This window comes from Micromonospora inositola (assembly GCF_900090285.1).
Taxonomy (GTDB): domain Bacteria; phylum Actinomycetota; class Actinomycetes; order Mycobacteriales; family Micromonosporaceae; genus Micromonospora; species Micromonospora inositola.
The window spans coordinates 6,411,974-6,432,891 of sequence record NZ_LT607754.1 but is presented as its reverse complement, the minus strand read 5'-3'; the positions used below and the strand labels follow the sequence as shown (position 1 = coordinate 6,432,891).

Sequence of the window (20,918 nt, the reverse complement as noted above, 5' to 3'; positions counted from 1 at the left end):
TCTCCTCGGGCCCAGGCTCTGGCTCGTCATCGTCTCGTGACCGCCGGTTGGGGAACGTGATCTAGGCCGCCGGACCTGGGTCCTTGAGCTTGCGCGGGATGCGGGCTCGTCGATCTCGCCCGGCGTCAGTCGTGCCAGCTCGGGGGCGAGGGCTGACGCGCCTGATCCGGAGCCCGACCTATTCGACAAGGCCGGCCGCAAGCCACTCATCCTCTAGACGAGTAAGTCCTAACTCGGGACGGGGCTGCGGACGCAGCGAAGGGTGTTGATGATCCGTTTGTGACGACAGACATCAACACCCTTCTCACCGCACTGTACGTGAAGATCGACGACTGGCTCGGGCGGCCTGCCCGGGTCGGACGGCCGCCGAAGCTGTCCGATGCTGAGCTGTTGACCCTGGCCGTGGCGCAGGTGCTGCTCGGCGTGCGGTCCGAGGCCCGCTGGCTACGGTTCGTGCCCCGCCACCTGCCCGGGGCATTCCCCTACCTGCCGGGCCAGTCCGGCTACAACAAGCGGCTACGCGCGGCGTTGCCGTTGCTCAAGAAGGCGATCCGGGCGGTGGCCGCGGACACCGACCTGTGGACCGACGGCGTGTGGCTGGTCGACTCCACCCCGGTCCGGTGCGCCCGTTCCCGACCTACCGTCAAGCGCTCCCAGCTGGCCGGCTGGGCCGGCTACAGCTACTGCGCCTCCCACTCCCGCTGGTTCTGGGGCTTACGTCTGCACCTGATCTGCACACCAGCCGGACTGCCGATCACCTGGGCCCTTGCCGACCCGAAACTCGACGAACGCCAAGTCCTGACCGCTGTGCTCGAACACGACCCGGGCCTGCTCCGCGACCGTCCCCAACTGCTGATCATCGCGGACAAGGGCTACGTCTCCGCCGAGCTGGACCGCTGGCTGGACCAACGCGGGGTGCGGCTGCTACGACCGTCGTACCGCAACCGCACCCCACGCCCCGACGAACACCTGCTCAAACCGATCCGGCAGCTCATCGAGTCGGTCAACCACACGTTGAAAGGCCAACTCGACCTGGAACTGCACGGCGGCCGCAGCATCGAAGGCGTCGGCGCCCGCATCGCGCAGCGCCTCCTGGCCCTGACCGCCGCCATCTGGCACAACAGAGCCACCGGCCAACCCGTCACCCGGTCCCTGATCGCCTACGACCACTGACCAGGGTTAGGACTTACTCGTCTAAGGGACGTCTCGTAACCCGGCTTCTGTCCCCTGAGGACGATCACCGATGATGTCGTGGTGCAGGTGATCTCCTCAGCCCGGCCGGAGTGGATCTTCCCGTTCACCGGTCTGCAGCCCGCCCAGTTCCGCCGGCTGGTCCGGCTGGTCGCCGAGCGTGGCGGGGACGCCATCGCTGACGGCCGACCGGGCCGGCAGTGGGCCCTCGACCTGCCCGACCGGGTGCTGCTGGTGGCCACGTACTGGCGCACCAACCTGACCATGCGCCAGATCGGGCCGCTGTTCGGGGTGTCGCACTCCGCCGCCCACCGGGTCATCGACACCCTCGGACCGCTCCTGGCCCTCGCCCCGGTGCGGCGGCGTCCGGTCGATCAGATCGCCATCGTCGACGGCACGCTGATTCCGACCCGGGACCACCGGCTGGCAGCCCCGAGCAAGAACTACCGCTACTCGACGAATCTGCAGGTCGCCATCGACGCCAGCACCCGCCTGGTGATCGCCGTCGGTGACCCGCAGCCGGGCAACCGCAACGACACGATCGTCTACCGCACCTCCGGGATTGACCAGAAGCTGGCGGGCAGACCGGTCATGGCCGACGGCGGCTACCGCGGCAACCCCGACGTGATCATCCCGTACCGCAAGCCCCGCGACGGCAGCCCGCTACCGGCCTGGAAGGAAGACCTGAACGCCCAGCACCGCACCGTCCGCGCCCAGGTCGAACACGCCCTGGCCAGGATGAAGTGCTGGAAGATCCTGCGTGACTACCGCCGCGCGGCCCGCACATTGACCGACACCGCTCCCGCCATCGCCCACCTCCACAACATCGCCCTCGTCGGATGAGCCCCGACCCGGTCACGGGCAACGCCTTCACCGAGTTACGAGACGTCCTCTAGGTGGCGAACCGGCCCGTTCAGGCGCGTACGGGGCCGAGCAGATTTGGAAAGCGTGCCTGGGGTGCTGCTCACGGGGACGAAGAGCGCGAGCTGGTGAGGGGCCTCGGCCGAGCAGCAAAACCAGCGAGCATGAGCGGACGATCACGGATGCAGACGGCCAGCCGACCAGCAGGAGCACCTGCTGGAGCAGGCGTCTGGAACCGATTCGTAATGCGCAGGCCACCGTTGAGGTGAGGGCGGGACGGGACGCAGCGGCGACATCGTCCTCGCCCCTTGCCACCGCACGCCGGATTCTGACATGCCCACGACGGTTGACAACCCTGGTTGTCGAGTGGACTCTGAAGTCGGAGACCACTGATGGGGAGCCGATCATGCGGGAACTGACGTCGGACGAGCGACGGGAACTTCGGCGGGAACTGGGTGCTGTTGCGGCTGAGTGGGCGCAGCGGCTGCACAACTCCGATGTGGATGCCCGGGGCAGTGCTGCCCAGGAGCCAAGCTCCGCGGAGAGGATGCGGACTCACCTCGCGCGGATGGCGGCAGGTGAGCAGATGCGTCTCCTCCTCGCTGACCTCGTGTCCGCCAGTGCCGAGGAAGCGGTGCAGTACGGTGCCGGCTATCCCGAGCTTGGCGCAGCGGTAGGCGCCAGTCGGCAGGCCGCGCGTAAGCGATGGCCTGGCCTGTCGAAGAGGCGCGCCACCGAGTGGAAACAACCGCCCGGGGGCATCGGTTGGGCCGGCAACCAACCGGGGTACCCGGGACCGTTCTCGGGGACCTGAGGGCTCGGCTTGACATCCGTGGCTGACATCAACGGTGGCGGCTGAAGCCGGACGAGCGTGGACGGCTATCGGATCTGAGCCGAACCCGCTGGACGTCAGCGGACGTTGCGACCCTTGCCGAAAGCGCCATACATGGTCAGTGGTCGTAGGCGATCAGGGACCGGGTGACGGGTTGGCCGGTGGCTCTGTTGTGCCAGATGGCGGCGGCGTCGACCTGGGCCTGGCGCACCCACTTACGCAGCGTCTTTGCGGTGCGAATGCCGAGCTTGTGGGCCACCGCGCCGATCGCTGCGTACTCCGACTCGTAGTTCGGCAGCACCTCAGCGATCATCCGCACCGCTCGCTCACGCAACTCACGGGGATAAGGGGAAGGGCGTGACATAGGTCGATCGTCCACAAGAGGTCGCGCCACCACCAAACGCGGGGCGGTTCATCAGTCGGTGGGATTGGATGGAGTGTCGCCCGCGCACACAGGCTTCTACCGCCGAGCGGTGGGCTGTCGGAGCGGGCCGGGAGCGGCGGGGGTGCGCTGACCGAGGCCGGGCTTGGCCACAACGGATGCGGCTGCGCCCGGCGGCACATGATCAGGATGGCGAACAACCTGCGGGATCAGTGCAGCCGCGGATGACCGATGGCGGCCAGGTGCGGGCCCCGGACTGGGAGAGCCCGGTTGGGAGCAGGTGGGCGTACTGAACGGCTTGGAACTGCATCCAGGCGCATGTTGGAGCCCAACCGCACCCGCCTCTACCTGGGGTTTCCGTTCTCCCGGGCCGGAGCCGATTCAGCGTCTTAGAGCCTGGTAAATAATGGTTTCAGGTGGGTTGGTGGCGGGCGAGGCGGCGGGTCATGACGATGATCATGGCCCATTGGACCATCGCGGCGTGGTGGTCGGGTAGCCGTTCGTAGTCGCGGACGGTGCGTCGGCACCGGTTGATCCAGGAGAACGTGCGCTCGACCGCCCACCTGCGGTGCAGGAGGACGAACGTGGTCTGCCCGGCGAGTTTCGCGACGATGCGTACGGTCAGGGTGAGGTGGGCGGTGGCCCAGTCGACGAGCCGGCCGGCGTAGCCGCTGTCGGCCCAGGTCACGCTGATGGTGGGGAAGCAGGCACGTAGCGCCCGTAGCAGGGGTCGGGCGGCGTCGCGGTCCTGCACCTGCGCGCCGGTGACCAGGACCGCCAGCAGCAGTCCGCAGGTGTCCACGGCGATGTGGCGTTTGCGGCCGTTGACCTTCTTCCCCGCGTCATAGCCACGCCCGCCCCGGCCGACGGTCTCCGCGCCCCGTACCGACTGGGAGTCGACCAGCGCGGCGGTCGGCTGCCGGTTGCGGCCCTCGACCTGTTCGCGGACCTGTTCCCGCAGGCTGTTGTGCATCCGGTTCAACGTTCCGTCGCGGGTCCAGGCCGTGAAGTAGTGGTAGACCAGCTTGTGGTGGGGGAAATCGGCGGGCAGCGCATCCCACTGGCAGCCGGTCCGGTCGAGGTAACGGATCGCGTCCACCACGTCCCGGCGGGGGTAGATGATCGGCCGGCCGCGTCCGGTCCCGGCCGGCACGTGCGGGGCCAGGACGGCCCATTCGGCATCCGTGGTGTCGGACGGGTAGTGCCGTGGCCGGGCGGTGGGCAGGTGATCGGCGAGGCTGGCCGGGGCGGTAGATGCGGCGACACCGGCGACAAGGTATACAGACAGGGTTGGGCCTTCGGTCGTGCTGGTTTAGTCGCCTTTGCTCGTACCGAAGGCCCTTCCCCATGTCACGCCGCCACGCCGGCCCGGCGGAATCATCGATCTCTTGCCCGGCCATCCAGCCGACCCAAACCCTTATTTACCAGGCTCTTATGGAGGACCGAAGTGGTCAACGGGTGGTGCTGCGGGTTGAACTCAGCCCGGCGACCAACCTTGCGGGCCTCGGCGCCCCAGCCGTGCAAGCGTCCGATCGACGCGCATCTCTGCAGCGTGCTATCTGGTTGTCGGCGCCCGTCTCACCAGATGGTACCCGATCTCATTCGCAACGCACTGACAAGGGGTTTCTGCTCGGTGACCTCTTCGGCGAGGGCGAAGAGCTCGCCGTACTTGGCCCGATGCTCCATGAGCCCGAACCTCCCGCTCGTGGGGTCACACCACTCCTTGACCAGGAGACACACCGTTCGTTGTACAGACCCGTCGACCGATGCGTGCAGGCGGGGCGCGCCCGTACCGCAATCACTGACGGCCTCGTCGCTGGATGGCGGCACCTGAGTCAAGCAGTGAGTCGGTTTCGAGATACCCGAGTCGGTGAGGGCGTCGCGGGTGTCGGCACCGGGCGCTGACGGTGGGCGTTGTACCGCCGCGACGGCGTACTGGATCGCGAGCGCGCCGGCAGGCCAGTCTTGCGGCCGGAACCACCGACGTCAGGGCTTGACGGCGAGGACGGGCCGGTCGGCATCGATGAGGATGCGCTGCGCCGCGCTGCCCATGAGCAGCTTGCCGACCGGTGAGCGGCCCCCGGGGGCCGCGCTGGTGATCGTCACAGGCCCACGGGATCGCTCGCGACGGTTGGCACGATACGGCGACGATGTAGCCGTCTGGGAAACCGAAGGCGGCCACCTTCAGCCCGATCGACAACTCACAGCACCGGTCCAGATCTGAACGCTCCAACCGGTCCGGACCGGCGGCACGGGGGCCGGTCTGGCGCGCGATACGCCGCCGCGCCGGCCGCATCTGGGTACTTCTCTTGGTACTCGCCCTGCTCCTACCTCTGTTGATCACCTCACTCCTGGGCGAACTGACCTAACCGCGGCAGTCCCGCGTCGGTCGGATGCCGGCGGTCTCCAACCGCGGCGGAACATTATCGGGTGCCCGCATTCGCCCCGCCGAACCAGTCGTTACAGCTACTGGCCCACCGTGTCGTAGTCAGTGTTCGACATGCACGGCAGCGAGATCGCCGTGTTCATCACCGATCGGGGCCGATAGCCGGTCACCACCTGAAGGTCCGAGGAGTGGAGCAACCGCATGGAGTTCGACGTCACCATCGAGATCCCCAAGGGAACCCGCAACAAGTATCAGATGGATCGCCAGACAGGTCGGATCCGGTTGGACCGCACCCTGTTCACCGCTACCCAGTACCCGGCCGACTACGGCTTCATTGAACACACCCTCGGCGAAGACACCGACCCCCTCGACGCGCTGGTGCTGGTACAGGAACCGACCTTTCCCGGCTGCCTCATCCGATGCCGGGCCATCGGCATGTTCCGCATGCGAGACGAGAAGGGGCCCGACCCGAAGGTGCTGTGCGTGCCCACGGCTGACCCCCGCCTCGCGCACCTAGGCGACATCACGGACCTGGAACACTTCCACAAGCTGGAGATCAAACACTTCTTCGAGGTGTACAAGGACCTGGAGCCGGGCAAGAGCGTCGACATCGAACGCGGGATCTGGGCCGGCCGGACCGAAGCCGAGGCGGAGATAAGACGCTCACAAGATCGCGACCGCCAGCCGACCTCTGCCAGATGACGACACCAAGTCAAGCCCCCGGAGCCCTCGTCCGGCTACTCGCTGACTGGCCGGGCGTCTGGTAGCGCCGTTCAGCTATGCCGTACGGCTGGCGGAGTAGGCTGATGGAAGCGTTTGCTCCAGACCCCGGCGGCGTGCTTGATCGTCGATTACCGGGAGGACTCGTGAGCGGCATCGATTCGAGCATCGCGCAGGTGCGGCCAGGGCCGCAGCGCCGTCGCGGCAGCGAGTATGCCGAACTCTTGACCCGGGTGCGGCAGGCCGGCCTGCTCGACCGGCGTCCGGCCTACTATGCAATCAAGATCGCGATCAACGCCGCGTTGGTTGTCGCCGGATGGACGATCTTCGTGCTGCTGGGGGACTCGTGGTGGCAACTGGTCACCGCGGCGTTCCTGGCCGTGGTCTTTACCCAGACCGGGTTCCTCGGCCACGACGCCGGCCACCGGCAGATCTTCCGATCCCGACGCGCCAACCAACTGGTCGGGCTGCTGCACGGCAACCTGGCGATCGGTCTGGCCTTCGGCTGGTGGGTCGACAAACACCACCGCCACCACGCCCACCCCAACCAGGAGGGCCTCGACCCCGATATCTCGGGCGAAAGCATCGTATTCACGCACACGCAGGCCAGTGCGCGGCGCGGTGCTGGACGACTGCTCGCCCGCTACCAGGGCCTCCTGTTCTTTCCGATGCTGCTGCTCGAGGCAGTCTCCCTCCACGTCGCCGGTGTCCGGGCGTTGTCGCGGTCTACCTATCGGGAGCGTGGCCGGGAGGCGCTGTTGCTCGGGCTGCATGCCGCCGCGTACCTCACCGCGGTCGTCGCGGTGTTGTCCCCGCTGCGGGCGTTGGTCTTCGTCGTCGTTCAGCAGGGCCTTTTCGGGGTCTACCTGGGATGTGCCTTCGCCCCCAACCACAAGGGCATGCCGATCCTCACGGAAGACGACGACACGGACTTTCTTCGCCGCCAGGTCCTCACCTCCCGCAACGTCCGCGGCAACTGGCTGATCGACTTCCTGCTCGGCGGCCTGAATCACCAGATCGAACACCACCTGTTCCCCAGCATGCCCCGCGCATCACTACGCCACGCCCGGCCCATCGTCCGCGCCTACTGCCTCGAGCACGGCCTGCCCTACGTCGAGACCACCCTCCTCGACTCCTACCGGCAAGCGCTGCACCACCTGCACACGGTGGGTCGCAGCGGACAACCGGTTCGAGAACCCGAACCGGCCGACGTACCCGACGCCGGCCTCGTCGCAGCCAACGGCCGCCGATGACGTTCCAGGATGTTGGTCGCGCCGACTCGGACTGGCGGGGGTCTACAGCTAGAGGGCGGGTGATGGTGGCTCGGGCGGGCCTCCATGGGCGCGAACGGCGTCCGCGACGGCGATCCCGGCCAGTACGAGGGTGCCCACGACGGCGACCACCAGTGGGGGTACGAGCACCATCGCGGGCGCCGCGACGGCCAGCACGAGCAGCCCGACCAGCCGGGACGGCGACACCCGGCTGAAGACCTCGTACTCGAATCGGGCCCGCCCGGCCAGGAACAACGCGGGTCCGCCGAGAACGACGCCGACCAGCCCGGGCGTGGTGTCCTCGGTGGGATGGGCGATGACGATTTCGAAACCGGCGGCGGCGGCGACCACGCCGGCCACCATGAGCAGGTGCGTGTAGGGTGCGGACCTCACGAATCGGCCCGGGTCGTGGGAGGATTCGATGGCTGCCTGCAGCAGTGCCCCGGCGCGGTGCACGTAGATCTGCCACAGCAACACTGTCGTGGCGACCGCGACCAGGAGCGCCCCGGTCCGGCCGGCCGTGAACTCGTTATCGGCGTAGATCAGAGTGGTGACGAGGATGAGATCGCCGAGGGCGAGGGTGAAGAACTGCTGGTAGCGCTCGGCCAGGTGGTCGGCTGCCACCTCGTACTGTGACGTGGGCACCCGACCGAGTCGGGGCGTGGGGTAACGACGCCAGGCCGTTCCGTAATCGATGGCGAGCGCTGCCGACCACAGTAGGCCGCGCGCCGTGCCTTCCACGAGACCGCCAGTGAGCCACGGCACGGCGGAGACAACAAACCAGAAGATGAACCGCATGGCGTGTAGTTGCGCCATGCGGCCGTGGAGCGCGGACGCCAGGAAGACGCCTCGGCCAACGTGGATCGCCACGTACGCGCCCACGAACACCATGGCGTGGTCGGAGAAGGCTGCGGGCAGTGCGGCAGCCATCAGGATGGTGCCGAGCATGACCCAGAGCGTCATGAGAAAGATGGGCGGCCGCTGTGGATGGTAGAGGTCGGTTGCCAGTGCGGTGACGGACCAGACCCACCAGATCGCCATCAGCAGCACCAGGGTTTGAAAAATGCCGCCCCAGTCGAGATTCCTGGCCAGCGTCGGTGAAGTCAGAGCGAGTGCGGCGACGAATACCAGATCAAGAAGCAACTCCAGCAGGGTCGCTCGCTGCGGACCCTCGCCCTTGCGCGCCAGCCCCACCGCTCGGTTGGTCGTCACCGGCTGCCCGCTCTGGTCGAGCGCAGGCTAGCGGGAATCGGTGGCACCCTTCGGTGGCGAAATTTCGCCGGCCGGATGAACTCAGACGCGGCCACACCTAACAATAACGGCGCTTCTCGGCCTAATAGGATGAAATACGCGCGCCGCCGCGCTGCGGAAGCTGTACAACGGAGCGCTCCGTCGTTTGACCGGTGGCGTAGGGTGAGGGACGCAGTAGCTGCCCTGGTCCCAGGCGGTGCCCCAACCGCAGGCACACCACCAGGAGCATCGGATGCCTGTCCCACGCATCTACGTCGTGCCGGATACTGAGTCCGTCAACGATCTCGTCAAGCGGATCGCCGACCGCGACCAGGCCGCTTTCCGCCGTTTCCACCGTCGTCTCGTCCGCGCGGTCTTCGCTCAGGTGTGTGAGAGCCTCGGCAGCCCGGCGCTCGCCGTGGCGGTGACCCGGGCGGTGTTCGTCGAGGTGTGGCGGCTCGCGCCGATGCCCGCCTCCCGCCAGCTCGACGGCACCGCCTGGGTGACCGCCATCGCCGCTCGCCGGGCCGCAGACCGGCTCCGCGGGATCAACGGCCCTACGCCGACCCTCGGCACCGCCTATGACGATCTCCTCGGTCGTGAACTCGCCGTCGCGCTGGGCACCGAACCGCCGGCACAACCCAGAACTTCCTTCCACACACCGACCGAGTGATTGACTGCCTGCCGCTTGCCGCCAACTGACTCGCGACTCGCGGCTCGCTGCCAGCCGTCGTCGCCGCACAGCCCATCCCGGGGTTGGCGAGCACCCGGGTCGTAGCCGATCCCACCGGCGCCGACCCGGTGACGGGGGGACGCCGGGCGGGCGCCGCGTCCGGTCAGCCCACCGGTATCGGCGTGGCCTCGGGATCGGGCTCGCTGTTCACGCGTCGCGCGCCCGGCATCGTCACGGTCTCCGGGGCCCGCGGGCGGGTCGCGACGGCCGGTGCCGGTGTGCTCGCGGCGGGCGTGACGCGGTCCAGGAGGCGCAGGAGTTTGACGGGGAACGGCATGACGAGGGTGCTGTTTTTCTCGGCGGCGACCTCCACGATCGTCTGCAGCAGTCGCACTTGCAGGGCGGCCATGGTGGCGGCGGCCTGGGCGAGTTTGGTGGCAGCCTGGTATTCGCCATCCGCGGCGATGACCCGGGCGCGGCGTTCGCGTTCGGCCTCCGCCTGGCGGGACATGGACCGCTTCATGGATTCGGGCAGAGCGACGTCCTTGACCTCGACACGTTCGACCTTCACACACCCGGCCGAAGCGGAAGACCACCCGCGTTCGTACCGCTGGACGACGCGCACCGCCCGGGCGGCGGTGATGAGGCCGATGATGCAGACCGCCACGATCGCGATCACGATGGTTGTCTGCAGAGTGTTCATGCGGGCACACCAGTGCGGGGACGGGTGGTGGATTCGGTGTGGCCTCGATGGAATCCGCCCGACGCGGCGCTGCCGCCCTCGTTGTCCCACACCGCGTACGGGTCGGAGTCGGTCGTCGTTGTCGCCTGCTGCCGGGTCGCTCGGGCGGTGAGGATGTCGGGTGCGTGCCTGAGGTTGGTCGGGTCGGCGGCGGTGGCCATGGCCCGCTCGGCTGCCTCGGGTGTCGTGTCGGGTGGCACGACAAGCAGGTCGACCTGGTCGTCTCGGCCGGTGGTGGCAACCAGGAGGGCCGGGTCGAGGGTGTCGAACCAGCCGATCCGGACCACGTCCGGCCCGACGGCCAACCGGCGGATCCGGCTGTCCCAGGTGTGGATGTTGAGCATGATGTGCCGGATCCGGCCATGCCGTTCGGTCAGGGCGAGGACGAGGCCGGGGAGTTCGGCCACTGGATCCCAGGAACGCGGCCACCATCCACCGTCCAGGACCGCCTGCCCCCGGGCGGGGGCGAGGGACAGTCGGGGCTGGGAGGGCGGTGACGGGGGGATCACGATGGTGGGCATGGCTCACCTGTCCTGGTGGTACGTGCGCGACGGCGTAACGCGGGCGGTGCCGGTCACCGTCGGGGAGAGCGAACCGGGCCTGGGCAGGGTGTCGGGGTTCCCGGCGGGACGGCGTTGGAGCATCCGGAGCTGCACGATGCGGGCGGTGCCGGGGAGGGCGACGAGCAGGATCCCGAAGACCGCGGCCAGCAGCAGCGCAACGCCCATGGGCAGGTGTCCGTGCGTGCCGAGGAACGACACCTCGGCCCGCTGGCCGTTCTGCAGTACGAAGATCAGGAGCAGCAGGAGCACGAACGCGAACACCACGGCGGCGACCCACAGGCCGCCCATCCGCGAGCGTGCCGTCGCCGGTCGGTCCGGCGTAGGGCGGGAAGCGGTGTCGTTGCCGTCGTGGCCGTTGATCGGGGGAGCCGGATCAAGATGGTTCTGCGGTGCGGTCATCACAAACCGCCGCCTTCCAAGGAGCAGCTGACATGCCTGAATGCCGTGGGGAGCCAGCGCAGGCATGGGCGATGGCGGGCGTGTGACGCGGTGTCCGAGTCCGGAACGCCGGTGCGACGGGAAGGGCCGGGCCCAGGGGGCGCACGAGGAGGCCGGCGACGTGGCCAGTTGATGTCGTGCGTCGGGCGGCCAACACGGTGACCTCGATCGGTGGGGTGCGTCCGCCGGCGGCGAACTGTCAGCCACCGGGGTCCCGAGCGACAACTATCATCGTACGCTTCTGCGGTCCCGGCGGCGATCGTGTCGGCGACCGCCTTGGCGCCCCGCGCCGCCTGCCGCCAGCCAGGAGTACGGTGAGAGCGTCGCCCGGGACCCCGGTCAGCCGCACGGCATATGTCCGCTTCGGACGACCCGGGTCGGAGTCAGTCTTGGACGAGCGAATCAGCGGGACCAGTCCCCGCTTCCGAGTCATTTCTCGCATCCGCGTGCCTGTGCTCCGACTGACCGCGTCCGATTGTGGTCGCGGTGCCGATCCCGGTACGGCGAACCGATGAACTCCGATCGCAGGATCCGGCTGTGGACCCTGGTCGTGGACGTGGCCCGGGGTGGGACGGTCGCGGTCGAGCACGTCTGCGCCGCGTCGGTGGCGGTCGCCGGCGTCGACTCTGCCGCTGTCGCGGTGACGCTGCGCGCCACCCCACGCGAGGTGCTGTATGCCAGTGACCGGACCGCGTCGGAACTGGAGGACCTGACCCTCACCCTCGGAGAGGGTCCGTGCGTGGACGCGATCACCGGCGGCCCGCATCTGGTCGCCAATCTGGCCGCTCCGGAGTGCCTGGCCCGCTGGCCGGTGTTCGCCCCGGCGGCGGTACTCGCCGGGGTCCACGCGGTGTTCGCCCTGCCGCTCCAGGTCGGCGGGATCCGCCTCGGTGTACTGGACCTCTACCGTGCGCGGTCTGGCGGCCTCGACGGCGAGCAGCTGGCCGACGCCCTGGTGTTGGCTGACACGGCGTGCGCGGTGCTGCTCGATGACGCGCGGCCGGACCGGGACGAGCGTTGGCCCGAGCAGGCCGGTCTGCAGCATCCCGAGGTGCACCAGGCCACGGGGATGGTCACGGTCCAGTTGGGGGTGACCGCGGCGGTGGCGCTGATCCGGTTACGCGCCTTCGCCTTCTCCCATGGCCGGCGGCTGCGGGATGTGGCAGGTGACGTGGTTGCCCGCCGGCTGCGTTTCGACTCCACCGACGACGCGTGCGACGGCGGGGCCGGGTGAGAGTCCGACTGCGGCCGTCGCGAGGCGGCGGCGCCGACCACGGCCCCGTACCGCCGGAGAGCCGGCGGGACTATCATACGACCAGGGTGAGTGACATGGGCGAGAGCCAGCTGGCGCACGTGTTCGTGGAAATGGCCGACACTCTCGTCGACGATTTCGACGTGATCGAGTTCCTGCACGTGCTGACCGAGAGGTGTGTCGAGCTGCTGGGTGTGTCGGCGGCCGGGCTGCTCCTGACGGACCAGCGGGACACGCTGCAGGTGGTCGCCGCCTCCTCCGAACGCACCCGACTGCTGGAGCTGTTCCAGCTCCAGACCGACCAGGGTCCCTGCCTGGACTGCTTCCGTACCGGTCAAGCGGTGTCGGTGGTCGACCTGCCAACCGCCAATCGCTGGCCAAGGTTCACCGCCGCCGCGGCCGGGGTGGGCTTCGCTGCGGTGCACGCCCTGCCCATGCGCCTGCGCTCCGAGGTCATTGGCGCGCTGAACCTCTTCGATGTCCAGCCGGGGGCCCTCGACGAGGGCAAGCTCCGCATCGGTCAGGCGCTCGCCGACGTGGCAACCATCGGACTGCTGCAACAGCGCGCCATCCACCGGCGTGACATCCTCGCCGAACAGCTGCAGACCGCACTGAACAGCCGTGTCCTGATCGAGCAGGCCAAGGGGGTCCTGGCCGAACGCCTTCGGGTGGACGTGGGCGAAGCCTTCGCGCTGCTGCGCGACGGCGCCCGCAGCCGCAACCGGCGGCTGTCCGAACTGTCCCAGGCGATCGTCGACGGTTCCGAGCAGTTCGCGCCGGGACCGGCCGTCGACCGGCCAGGCTGACGACCGGCCCCGGGCCGGGGCCCCGCTGAACAGCCGGCTCTCCGGAGTGCTGCCGGCGGAGGGTGCCGATCCGCGAGATGAGGCGTACGGTGGGCATGTCGCCCGGGTCCCCGGTGGCCGCCAGTCTCGCCGCCACCAGCCCGTAAGGGGCGTTGAACAATGGTCACCCCCATCGCGACAGCGACGGCAGTTTCCCCTCCTCCGCCTCCGAACGCGGTAACGGGGCACAGCGAACAACTGCTGCGTCGACGCGCGGTGACACTCCGGCTGGTCCTCGCGGCGCTTCCCCCGCGTGAGCGTCGGATCCTGACCATGCGGTTCTACAGCGACCTGACCCAGGCGCAGATCTCCAGCCGGGTCGGGTTGTCACAGATGCACGTCCCCCGGCTGCTGAAGCGCTCCCTGGCCCAGCTCAGGGCCGGGATGCTCAGTGACCGGTCATCCTCCCGGACCGCTCAGGCACCAGGGCCGGATCGTTGAGATCACCAGGAGAGGGTGTGATGGCCGTTCGTCCGATCGCAGCGACCGGGCCTTCCCCGCCCGTCAAAGGGGAATCCGTCCCCTCGACATTCGGTGTACGGGTCAGGCGGGCCGTCGACGTCCGCGCGCTCCGTATGCGGGTGTTCCTCCTGGTGACCGTCCTGCTCCTGCCTTTGGTGCTCATCACGGTGTTCGCTGACCGCTGACCCGTTTCAGGGGTCACCTCAGTGACGCCCGGCACGCCGGGCCGGACCGGCGTAGCCTGGGGTTGTCCCAGACTCGACGACATTCCACATCTGAGGCGCCCGCCACGCCGGCTCCGCCCCCTGGGGATGCCACGTCCGTACCGCACGATTCGCCGGTCACGGTGAGAGCTCGAAGGCCCGCCGCACACCTCGGCGCCCCGGTGATGGGGATTCGACCAGCGCCTCCACACCGCTACCCGGTGACCATGACCGTCCCGAACGGCTTCACAAGGGAGCAGACGATGAGGATCGCCAAGCACAGGATCGTTGCAGCCCTACGCGAGCGCGGCCAGCAGGCCAGGGCCGACTGGGTCGAGCGCGAGCTGCCGGAGCGGGTGGACTCCGACAAGCACGTCGGGCTGCTCGCGACCCTGCGTCTTGATCCGGCCGACCTCGTCGAGGCGACATCCCCGTGAGAGTGGCTCTGCTCGGGCCGGTCGCCTGGCGGACACCCCCTTACCACTATGGCCCCTGGGAGCAGGTGACCGGCCTGCTCGCCGAAGGGCTGACCACACGCGGCGTTGACGTGACACTCTTCGCGACGCTGGACTCGGTCACCTCCGCCTCCCTCGACGGTGTATGCCCCCGCGGGTACGCCGACGACCCGAGCATGGACGGCCGGGTGTGGGAGGCGATGCACGTCTCGCACGCGATGGCCCGCTCGGCGCAGTTCGACCTGGTGCACAACCACCTCGACTGGCTGCCGCTGGCCTTCGCCGAGCACTGCGGCGCTCCGCTGCTCACCACCGTGCACGGCTTCTCCGGTGCGGGAATCCTCCCCGCCTACACCAGGGCCCGCTCGTCCTACGTGTCGATCTCCGACGCCGACCGGATCGCCGGACTCGACTACGTCGCCACGGTGCACCACGGCGTCGACCTCACCGGGCTGCCGTTCACCCGGGACGCCGGCCCCGGACTGGTCGCCTTCGGCCGGATCCATCCCGACAAGGGCATCCACACCGCCATCGAGATAGCCCGGCTCGCCGGCCGGCCCCTGACCATCTGCGGCATCGTGCAGGACGAGCGGTACTTCACCGAACAGGTGGCCCCGCACATCGACGGCGATCAGGTGGTCTTCCTCGGCGCGGTGGGCCCCCGACGACGCGCTGAGATCCTGGGCGCCAGCACCGCCCTGCTGCACCCGATCGCCTTCGACGAGCCGTTCGGCCTGTCGGTGGTGGAGTCGATGGCCTGTGGCACGCCGGTCGTGGCGTACGCGCGGGGGTCCATGCCGGAAGTCATCGACGAAGGGGTGACGGGATTTCTCGTGCACACCGTCGAGCAGGCCGTCGACGCCGTCACCCGGGTCACCGGCCTCGACCGTGCCGGCTGCCGGGCCCGGGCCCGGCAGCGCTTCGGCGCGGACCGGATGGTCACCGACTACCTGGCCGTCTACGACGACCTCACCCACCGACCGCAACGCTGAACCTGCTGAACGACCGACGATCCCTGACGAATCAGGCCCCGCTCGATCCGGTTCACCCCGGCCAGGTCCCGCACCCGCGGTGGCCCGGCCTCGAACCCGTTCCGCCGGTCACACACGCTGGCCGGCGTGCGCCGTCACCGCGTGAGGTCCGCCGCCGTTCCACTTGCGGCGGCCGACAACCGGAAGGCCCAACACCCATGCCCAGCTACGGTTTCCTCAGCACCCACCCACCGACCCGGTGCGGACTGGCTACCTTCAACTCCGCCCTGGCCGCCCACCTGACCGCCGACGGCACGCGCGGTGGCGTCGTGCGGGTCACCGACGGAAGCAACGACCAGCGCGCCCTGCCCGGGGTCGTGCACACCTGGTCGGCGCGCACCCCGGCCGGCTGGCGGGACGCCGCCGCCGCCCTGAACACCTTCGACGTGGCCATCGTCCAGCACGAGTACGGCATCTACCCCGGTAGGGACGGGGAGGACGTTCTGCCGCTGCTGCGCCGGCTGGCCGTGCCGAGCATCGTGGTCCTGCACACCGTGCTCCGTCAGCCCTCCGCCCGGCAGAAGTCCCTGCTGGAGCAGATCGTCGCCGCCGCCGGGGCGGTCGTCACGATGACCGACACGGCTCGCGACCGGCTACTGGTCGGTTACACCGCGGACCCGGCGAAGGTCACGGTCATCCCACACGGCGCCGCCGACCAGGTCGGCGTACCCGTCCTACGCCGTACCCGCCCGCACCTGCTCACCTGGGGGTTGCTCGGCCCCGGCAAGGGCATCGAGTGGTCGTTGCGAGCCCTCGCGCGGTTGCAGGACCTCGATCCGACACCCACCTTCACCGTCGCGGGCCGGACCCACCCGAAGGTGATCGAGCACCAGGGGGAGGCGTACCGGGCGGGCCTGCACCGGCTCGGCGCGCAGTTGGGTGTAGCGCACGCCGTGGACTACCAGCCGGTCTACCACGACCCGGCCGCGCTCGGCGCGCTGATCCGCTCCGCCGACGTGGTCCTGCTGCCGTACGACTCCCGTGAGCAGGTCACCTCGGGGGTTCTCGTCGAGGCGGTGGCCGCCGGGGTTCCCGTCGTGGCCACGCCGTTCCCGCACGCCGTCGAGTTGCTCACCGGCGGGCCCGGCCTGGTCGTACCCCATCAGGATCCGGCGGCGCTGGCCGCGGCGGTCCGGCGGATCCTGACCGAGCCGGGTCTGGCCGCCCGGCTGGCCGGCCGCGTCCGACCGGCGGCCGCGGAGCTGCGTTGGCCGGCGGTGGCGGCCCGGTACGACGTCCTCGCGGAGCGGCTCACCGCCGCCCGCCCGCCCGTGGTCAGCGCGGCGTCGGCGTGATCGCGACCGACGGCCGTCCCACCACGACGGCCGGCAGCCCGGTCACCGGCCACCGCCTGGACGTGCCCGCGCCGAGCTTCGCTCATTTGGCCCGGTTGAGCGATGACACCGGGCTGTTCGAACACGCCCGGCACGCCATCGTCCGCCGGGAACACGGCTACTGCACCGACGACGTCGCCCGCGGACTGGTCGTCACGAGCCGGGAGCCGGAGCCGACCGGCGCCGTGCTCCGGCTCGCGGAGTGCTACCTCGCCTTCCTGACCCACGCGCAGGACGCCCGCGGCGCCTTCCACAACAGGCTCGGCCACGACCGGCGCTGGGCCGACGAGTCCGGGCTCGGTGACTGGTGGGGCCGGGCGCTGTGGGGCCTGGGCACCGCCGTCGCCCGCAGCCCCGCGGCCTGGATCCGGGAGGAGGCACTGGTCGCCTTCAGCGCGGGCGCCGTGCGGCGCAGCCCGGCCCCACACGCCATGGCCTTCGCCGGGCTCGGCGCCGTCGAGGTGCTGCGCCGCCACCCCACGCACCCCGCCGCGGCCGCGCTGCTGGCCGACGCGGCCACCACGATCGGCACCCCGCAGGGGGACCCGCGATGGCCCTGGCCGCAGCAGCGCCTTACCTACGCCAGCGCGGCCCTCGCGGAGGTCGTCATCGTCGCCAGTCAGCTGCGCCACGACGGTCCCCTGCTCGACAGCGGCCTGCGGATGCTGGCCTGGCTGCGCGACGTCCAACTGCGCGACGGGCGGCTGTCGGTCGTACCGGCCGCCGGTTGGGGACGTGGTGCGGTGCGGCTCCGCCACGACCAGCAGCCGATCGAGGTTGCCGCCCTCGCCGACGCCTGCGCCACGGCCGCCACGGTCACCGGTGACCCCGGCTGGGAGACCGGGGTACGGCAGGCCGTCGGGTGGTTCCTTGGCGACAACGACGTCGGCACACCGATGTGGGATCCGGCGACCGGCGGCGGCTACGACGGGTTGACCCCGCACGGACCCAACCTCAACCAGGGCGCCGAGTCGACCCTCGCCCTCATCTCCACCCTGCAGCACGCTCGGCGGTGGTCGTGACCGGGACCCTGGCCATCCGGCAGGACCTCACCCTCAGCCCGGACCCACGCCGGGTCATCGTCAAGCTCTTCGTACCCGGCGAGGACGCCGCCGTCGCACGCACCCGGGCGCAGGCGCTCATCGACCGCGTCGCGCAGCTTGACGACGAGGAGACCGGCCGGCTGCTGCGGGACACCTTCCACCGCTTCGGTGCGCGGCACCGGGACCTGGACGCCACGTTCCACCACCACTACGACCTCGTCCGGCACCGCATCGCCCGGGCTCGGGACCTTTCCCCCACCACCCGGCTGCTGGTCGGCGCGTACTTCAGCCACGAGTACGCGGTCGAGGCCGCCGCGCTATGCAACCCGTCGATGGTGGCCCACCCCGACCAGACCGATCTGGGTGCCGGGCAGCTGCGCGTCGCGGTCAGCCTGCGCCAGATTGGCGAGGGCCACCTGTCGTCCATCGGGTTCGCCACCGCGGTCCTCGGACCCGGGCGCCGGCTCACCGTCGCCGACCGGTCCGGCCGCCTGGCTGTCGGTCAGCGGGTGGGCGTACGGCACCGCCGGGATCTGCTCGCTGCCGGCTTGGCCGAGGAGGCCTGCGACAACGAGATCACGGCCACCGTGCTGGACGCCCTGCCCGACCGGTACGACGAGGCCACCTTCGAGCGGGTGCTCGGCAACCTGCCACCGGACCTGCTCTCCCGCAGGGCCGGGCTGGGCACCCTCGAACAACTGCGCCGCACCAACGCCGCCAGTTACGCCACGACCTTCCCCGCCGACACGGCTCTGCATGAACGGGTGCTCTGGCCGGCCACCCCGGCGGAGAGCAACGGCTTGGAGGACGCCCGGTTCGTCAGGTTCGTGGACGAGTCGGGACCGGTGTACCGGGCCACCTACACCGCCTACGACGGACGGCGCATCACCGCCCGCGTGCTGGCCAGCCGCGACCTGCGCCGCTTCGAGATCACCCCGATGCGCGGGCCGGGCGCCCGCAACAAGGGCATCGCGCTGTTCCCCCGTACCGTCGCCGGCCGTCACCTCGCACTGTGCCGCGCCGACGGCGAGACCATCGGTCTGACCTGCCTGGACGGCGAGAACCGGTGGAAACCCCCGGTGCCCCTGCACGCCCCCCGCGACAGCTGGGAACTGATCCAGGTCGGCAACTGCGGATCCCCCATCGAAACCGATGCCGGCTGGCTCGTGCTCACCCACGGGGTCGGCCCGATGCGCCGGTACGCCATCGGCGCGCTGCTGCTCGACCTGCATCGACCGGAACGGGTCGTCGCGCAGCTCCCCGGTGCGCTCCTGTCACCCGACAAGGCCGACCGGGACGGATACGTACCTAACGTCGTCTACTCCTGCGGCGGGCTCGTCCACGCCGGCGAGCTGTGGCTGCCGTACGGGGCCAGCGACGCCCGGGTCGGTTTCGCCACCGTGCCAGTGGCCGCCCTCATCGCCGCGATGATGGAATCCCCGGCGCCGGACGGCCGGGACGGGTGAGCGCCGGCCGTCACTCCGGCGACGCTGCCGGCGCCCGCCTCCGCGGACTCGGGCAGCGTGCTTCTCATAGCCGAGGTGCTCGGTCCGTTGAGCGCGGTCTCGAGGACTGTTTTGGTCAGCTGCTTGAACAGGCCGTCTGGCCCGGTCAGCGACAGCCCTTGTTGCCAGGCCGCGGAGATGCTCGGCTGAGGCGGCGAAGAACTGCCGGACGGTCATGCCCTCGGTGTCGAAGCAGCAGCTCGGCTCCCGCTGAGCGTCTCAACCGCACCCGCCGATCTGCCCGAGGCTCGGCGATGCGGGCTGAAGAAGCCCCTCCGACACGAGCAGGTACGCGTCGCCGTTGTCCGGGTCGGTCGCCACGCCTGTCCATCCGTCCCGCCTAACCTGATCTTGAACCTTCGTCTCACCGGCGGACTTCAACACACAGCTGCGGGACGACCCCTACCGGCGAGCCCTCCCCGGCAGGACCGCCTGCGGCCCCAGGACTGTGCATGCACGTCGGTGAGATCGGCACCCAAGGCTGGCCAGCATCCTGAGTATTGGCCGCTGACCTCGCAGGCCAGGTCGAGTTGAGTCGGTTGAATCGGTGAGGTTACGGTGCGAGGCATGTCCGCGTTGTCCACGCCGTTCCAGGTGTCGACCTTCTGCTGGTTCGCATTCGAAGTGAGCCTGCTCGTACGTGATCTTGTTCGGCGTAAGGTCCGGCCGAGCCGCGACCGCGGAACCCGCTTGATCGTCTCCTTGTCGCTCGGGGGTGCGATCGTCCTCGGCTGGCTGCTGCACGGTTGGGTTCCGGCGTCGAGTACGCCCGCGCCGAACGCGTTCGCCCTCGCCGGACTCGTCGTGATCTGGATCGGCCTAGCCCTACGGATCTGGGCTGTGCTGGCACTGGGCGGCTCGTTCAGCACATATATTCAGGTCGAAGGAGACCAGACAGTCGTCACCCGCGGCCCCTACCGATGGGTGCGCCACCCCTCCTACACCGGCCTGCTCCTGATCGCCCTCGGATTCGGCATCGGTGCAGGCAGTTGGCTGTCCCTGCTGATCTGCGCCATCGTGCCACTGCTGGGACTGCTGCCGCGCATCGCGGTCGAAGAGTCCGAGTTGGTCCGGGTGCTCGGTGAGCAGTACCGCAGCTACCAGACCACCACCCATCGCCTCGTGCCGGGACTGTGGTGACCGGTCCGCCGATAAGCGCGTCCGAAGGCTCGGGCACGTCGGCCACCGGCAAGCCAACCCGTCGCCGCTGGCGCGGCGGCCTTCGGTTCGTGCGGGGCAGAGCTTCGCGGTGGTAAGCGGTCGGGCCGAAGTGCGCCAGGCGCGCCGAGCCGACCACTGCTGAACGGCTCGGCGCGTCATTCGTTGAAACACACAGGTCGCTACACGACCCCCACTGAAGAGCAATCCAACTATCAACCAAGTGATGCCCGCTGGTTTGAGTGGCAGGCCGCAGCGCAGCGGCGTGCTGTGCCCGACGCCGCGCGGGTCCACGGCGACCAGGTCAAACCTTCGGGTAAGCGCGCCGCTCAGGAAGGTGA

Annotated in this window: 17 protein-coding genes and 3 pseudogenes; 14 read left to right on the top strand and 6 right to left on the bottom strand. The window is 69.6% G+C overall.

Features of this window, described 5'->3' with window-relative positions; all coding sequences use genetic code 11:
* Window positions 1–279 precede the first annotated feature (279 nt).
* The gene (locus GA0070613_RS30535) at window positions 280–1,173 is read left to right on the top strand and encodes an IS982 family transposase (RefSeq protein WP_089015446.1); all 894 of its coding nucleotides are present in this window, start codon (window positions 280–282) and stop codon (window positions 1,171–1,173) included.
* 81 nt (window positions 1,174–1,254) lie between these two features.
* Entirely contained in the window at window positions 1,255–2,034 is a 780-nt protein-coding gene (locus GA0070613_RS30530) for a transposase family protein (protein WP_089016293.1), read from the top strand.
* A 1,037-nt stretch (window positions 2,035–3,071) separates the two neighbouring features.
* On the opposite strand, the pseudogene GA0070613_RS30520 reads toward GA0070613_RS30530, so the two are convergent.
* Window positions 3,072–3,248: pseudogene (locus GA0070613_RS30520) on the bottom strand (IS3-like element ISMyma3 family transposase); the annotation flags it as partial.
* 430 nt (window positions 3,249–3,678) lie between these two features.
* Entirely contained in the window at window positions 3,679–4,491 is an 813-nt protein-coding gene (locus GA0070613_RS30515) for an IS5 family transposase (protein WP_089015443.1), read from the bottom strand.
* Window positions 4,492–5,853: 1,362 nt separating this feature from the next.
* Between GA0070613_RS30515 and GA0070613_RS30505 the strand changes: the two genes are divergently transcribed.
* The gene (locus GA0070613_RS30505; protein ID WP_089015442.1) at window positions 5,854–6,354 is read left to right on the top strand and encodes an inorganic diphosphatase; all 501 of its coding nucleotides are present in this window, start codon (window positions 5,854–5,856) and stop codon (window positions 6,352–6,354) included.
* Between the two features lie 164 nt (window positions 6,355–6,518).
* Entirely contained in the window at window positions 6,519–7,625 is a 1,107-nt protein-coding gene (locus GA0070613_RS30500) for a fatty acid desaturase family protein (RefSeq protein ID WP_231929581.1), read from the top strand.
* Between the two features lie 48 nt (window positions 7,626–7,673).
* Here the strand turns inward: GA0070613_RS30500 and GA0070613_RS30495 are convergent, their stop codons facing one another.
* Window positions 7,674–8,837: a low temperature requirement protein A gene (locus tag GA0070613_RS30495; RefSeq protein ID WP_089015440.1), complete on the bottom strand. Its 1,164-nt coding sequence runs from the start codon at window positions 8,835–8,837 to the stop codon at window positions 7,674–7,676.
* Window positions 8,838–9,126: 289 nt separating this feature from the next.
* Here GA0070613_RS30495 and GA0070613_RS30490 point away from each other — a divergent pair, with 289 nt between their 5' ends.
* Window positions 9,127–9,546 (top strand): sigma-70 family RNA polymerase sigma factor, encoded by a 420-nt coding sequence (locus tag GA0070613_RS30490; protein ID WP_089015439.1) that lies wholly within the window; start codon window positions 9,127–9,129, stop codon window positions 9,544–9,546.
* A 163-nt stretch (window positions 9,547–9,709) separates the two neighbouring features.
* Here GA0070613_RS30490 and GA0070613_RS30485 read toward each other — a convergent pair.
* The 3 genes and pseudogenes from GA0070613_RS30485 to GA0070613_RS30475 all read right to left on the bottom strand — a co-directional run.
* Window positions 9,710–10,117: pseudogene (locus tag GA0070613_RS30485) on the bottom strand (slipin family protein); the annotation flags it as partial.
* A gap of 128 nt (window positions 10,118–10,245) precedes the next feature.
* On the bottom strand, window positions 10,246–10,809 hold the full coding sequence (locus GA0070613_RS30480) for a DUF5994 family protein (protein WP_157746589.1): 564 nt from the start codon (window positions 10,807–10,809) through the stop codon (window positions 10,246–10,248).
* A gap of 3 nt (window positions 10,810–10,812) precedes the next feature.
* Window positions 10,813–11,250, bottom strand: a complete 438-nt coding sequence (locus tag GA0070613_RS30475; protein ID WP_089015437.1) for a LapA family protein — start codon at window positions 11,248–11,250, stop codon at window positions 10,813–10,815.
* A gap of 550 nt (window positions 11,251–11,800) precedes the next feature.
* On the opposite strand from GA0070613_RS30475, the gene GA0070613_RS30470 reads away from it, so the two are divergent.
* From GA0070613_RS30470 to GA0070613_RS30425, 9 genes and pseudogenes are all read left to right on the top strand, one after another.
* Window positions 11,801–12,523 (top strand): GAF and ANTAR domain-containing protein, encoded by a 723-nt coding sequence (locus GA0070613_RS30470; RefSeq protein WP_089015436.1) that lies wholly within the window; start codon window positions 11,801–11,803, stop codon window positions 12,521–12,523.
* Between the two features lie 95 nt (window positions 12,524–12,618).
* Window positions 12,619–13,347 carry a GAF and ANTAR domain-containing protein gene (locus GA0070613_RS30465; protein WP_089015435.1) on the top strand — a complete coding sequence of 243 codons (729 nt, stop codon included), beginning with the start codon at window positions 12,619–12,621 and terminating at the stop codon, window positions 13,345–13,347.
* Window positions 13,348–13,602: 255 nt separating this feature from the next.
* Window positions 13,603–13,827, top strand: a pseudogene (locus GA0070613_RS30460) (sigma-70 family RNA polymerase sigma factor); the annotation flags it as partial.
* A 487-nt stretch (window positions 13,828–14,314) separates the two neighbouring features.
* On the top strand, window positions 14,315–14,488 hold the full coding sequence (locus GA0070613_RS32865) for a hypothetical protein (RefSeq protein WP_231929580.1): 174 nt from the start codon (window positions 14,315–14,317) through the stop codon (window positions 14,486–14,488).
* A complete protein-coding gene (locus GA0070613_RS30445; protein WP_089015431.1) occupies window positions 14,485–15,498 on the top strand; it encodes a glycosyltransferase family 4 protein in 1,014 nt (337 codons plus the stop codon). Before GA0070613_RS32865 ends, GA0070613_RS30445 begins: the two co-directional genes overlap by 4 nt.
* Before the next feature lie 197 nt (window positions 15,499–15,695).
* Window positions 15,696–16,832 (top strand): glycosyltransferase, encoded by a 1,137-nt coding sequence (locus GA0070613_RS30440; protein WP_089015430.1) that lies wholly within the window; start codon window positions 15,696–15,698, stop codon window positions 16,830–16,832.
* Window positions 16,832–17,893 (top strand): glycosyltransferase, encoded by a 1,062-nt coding sequence (locus tag GA0070613_RS30435; protein WP_408631023.1) that lies wholly within the window; start codon window positions 16,832–16,834, stop codon window positions 17,891–17,893. The genes GA0070613_RS30440 and GA0070613_RS30435 overlap by 1 nt, the downstream gene beginning before the upstream one ends.
* Entirely contained in the window at window positions 17,890–19,380 is a 1,491-nt protein-coding gene (locus GA0070613_RS30430) for a glycoside hydrolase family 130 protein (RefSeq protein ID WP_089015429.1), read from the top strand. Before GA0070613_RS30435 ends, GA0070613_RS30430 begins: the two co-directional genes overlap by 4 nt.
* A gap of 606 nt (window positions 19,381–19,986) precedes the next feature.
* Window positions 19,987–20,559 carry a methyltransferase family protein gene (locus tag GA0070613_RS30425; protein ID WP_089015428.1) on the top strand — a complete coding sequence of 191 codons (573 nt, stop codon included), beginning with the start codon at window positions 19,987–19,989 and terminating at the stop codon, window positions 20,557–20,559.
* The last annotated feature ends 359 nt before the right edge of the window (window positions 20,560–20,918 follow it).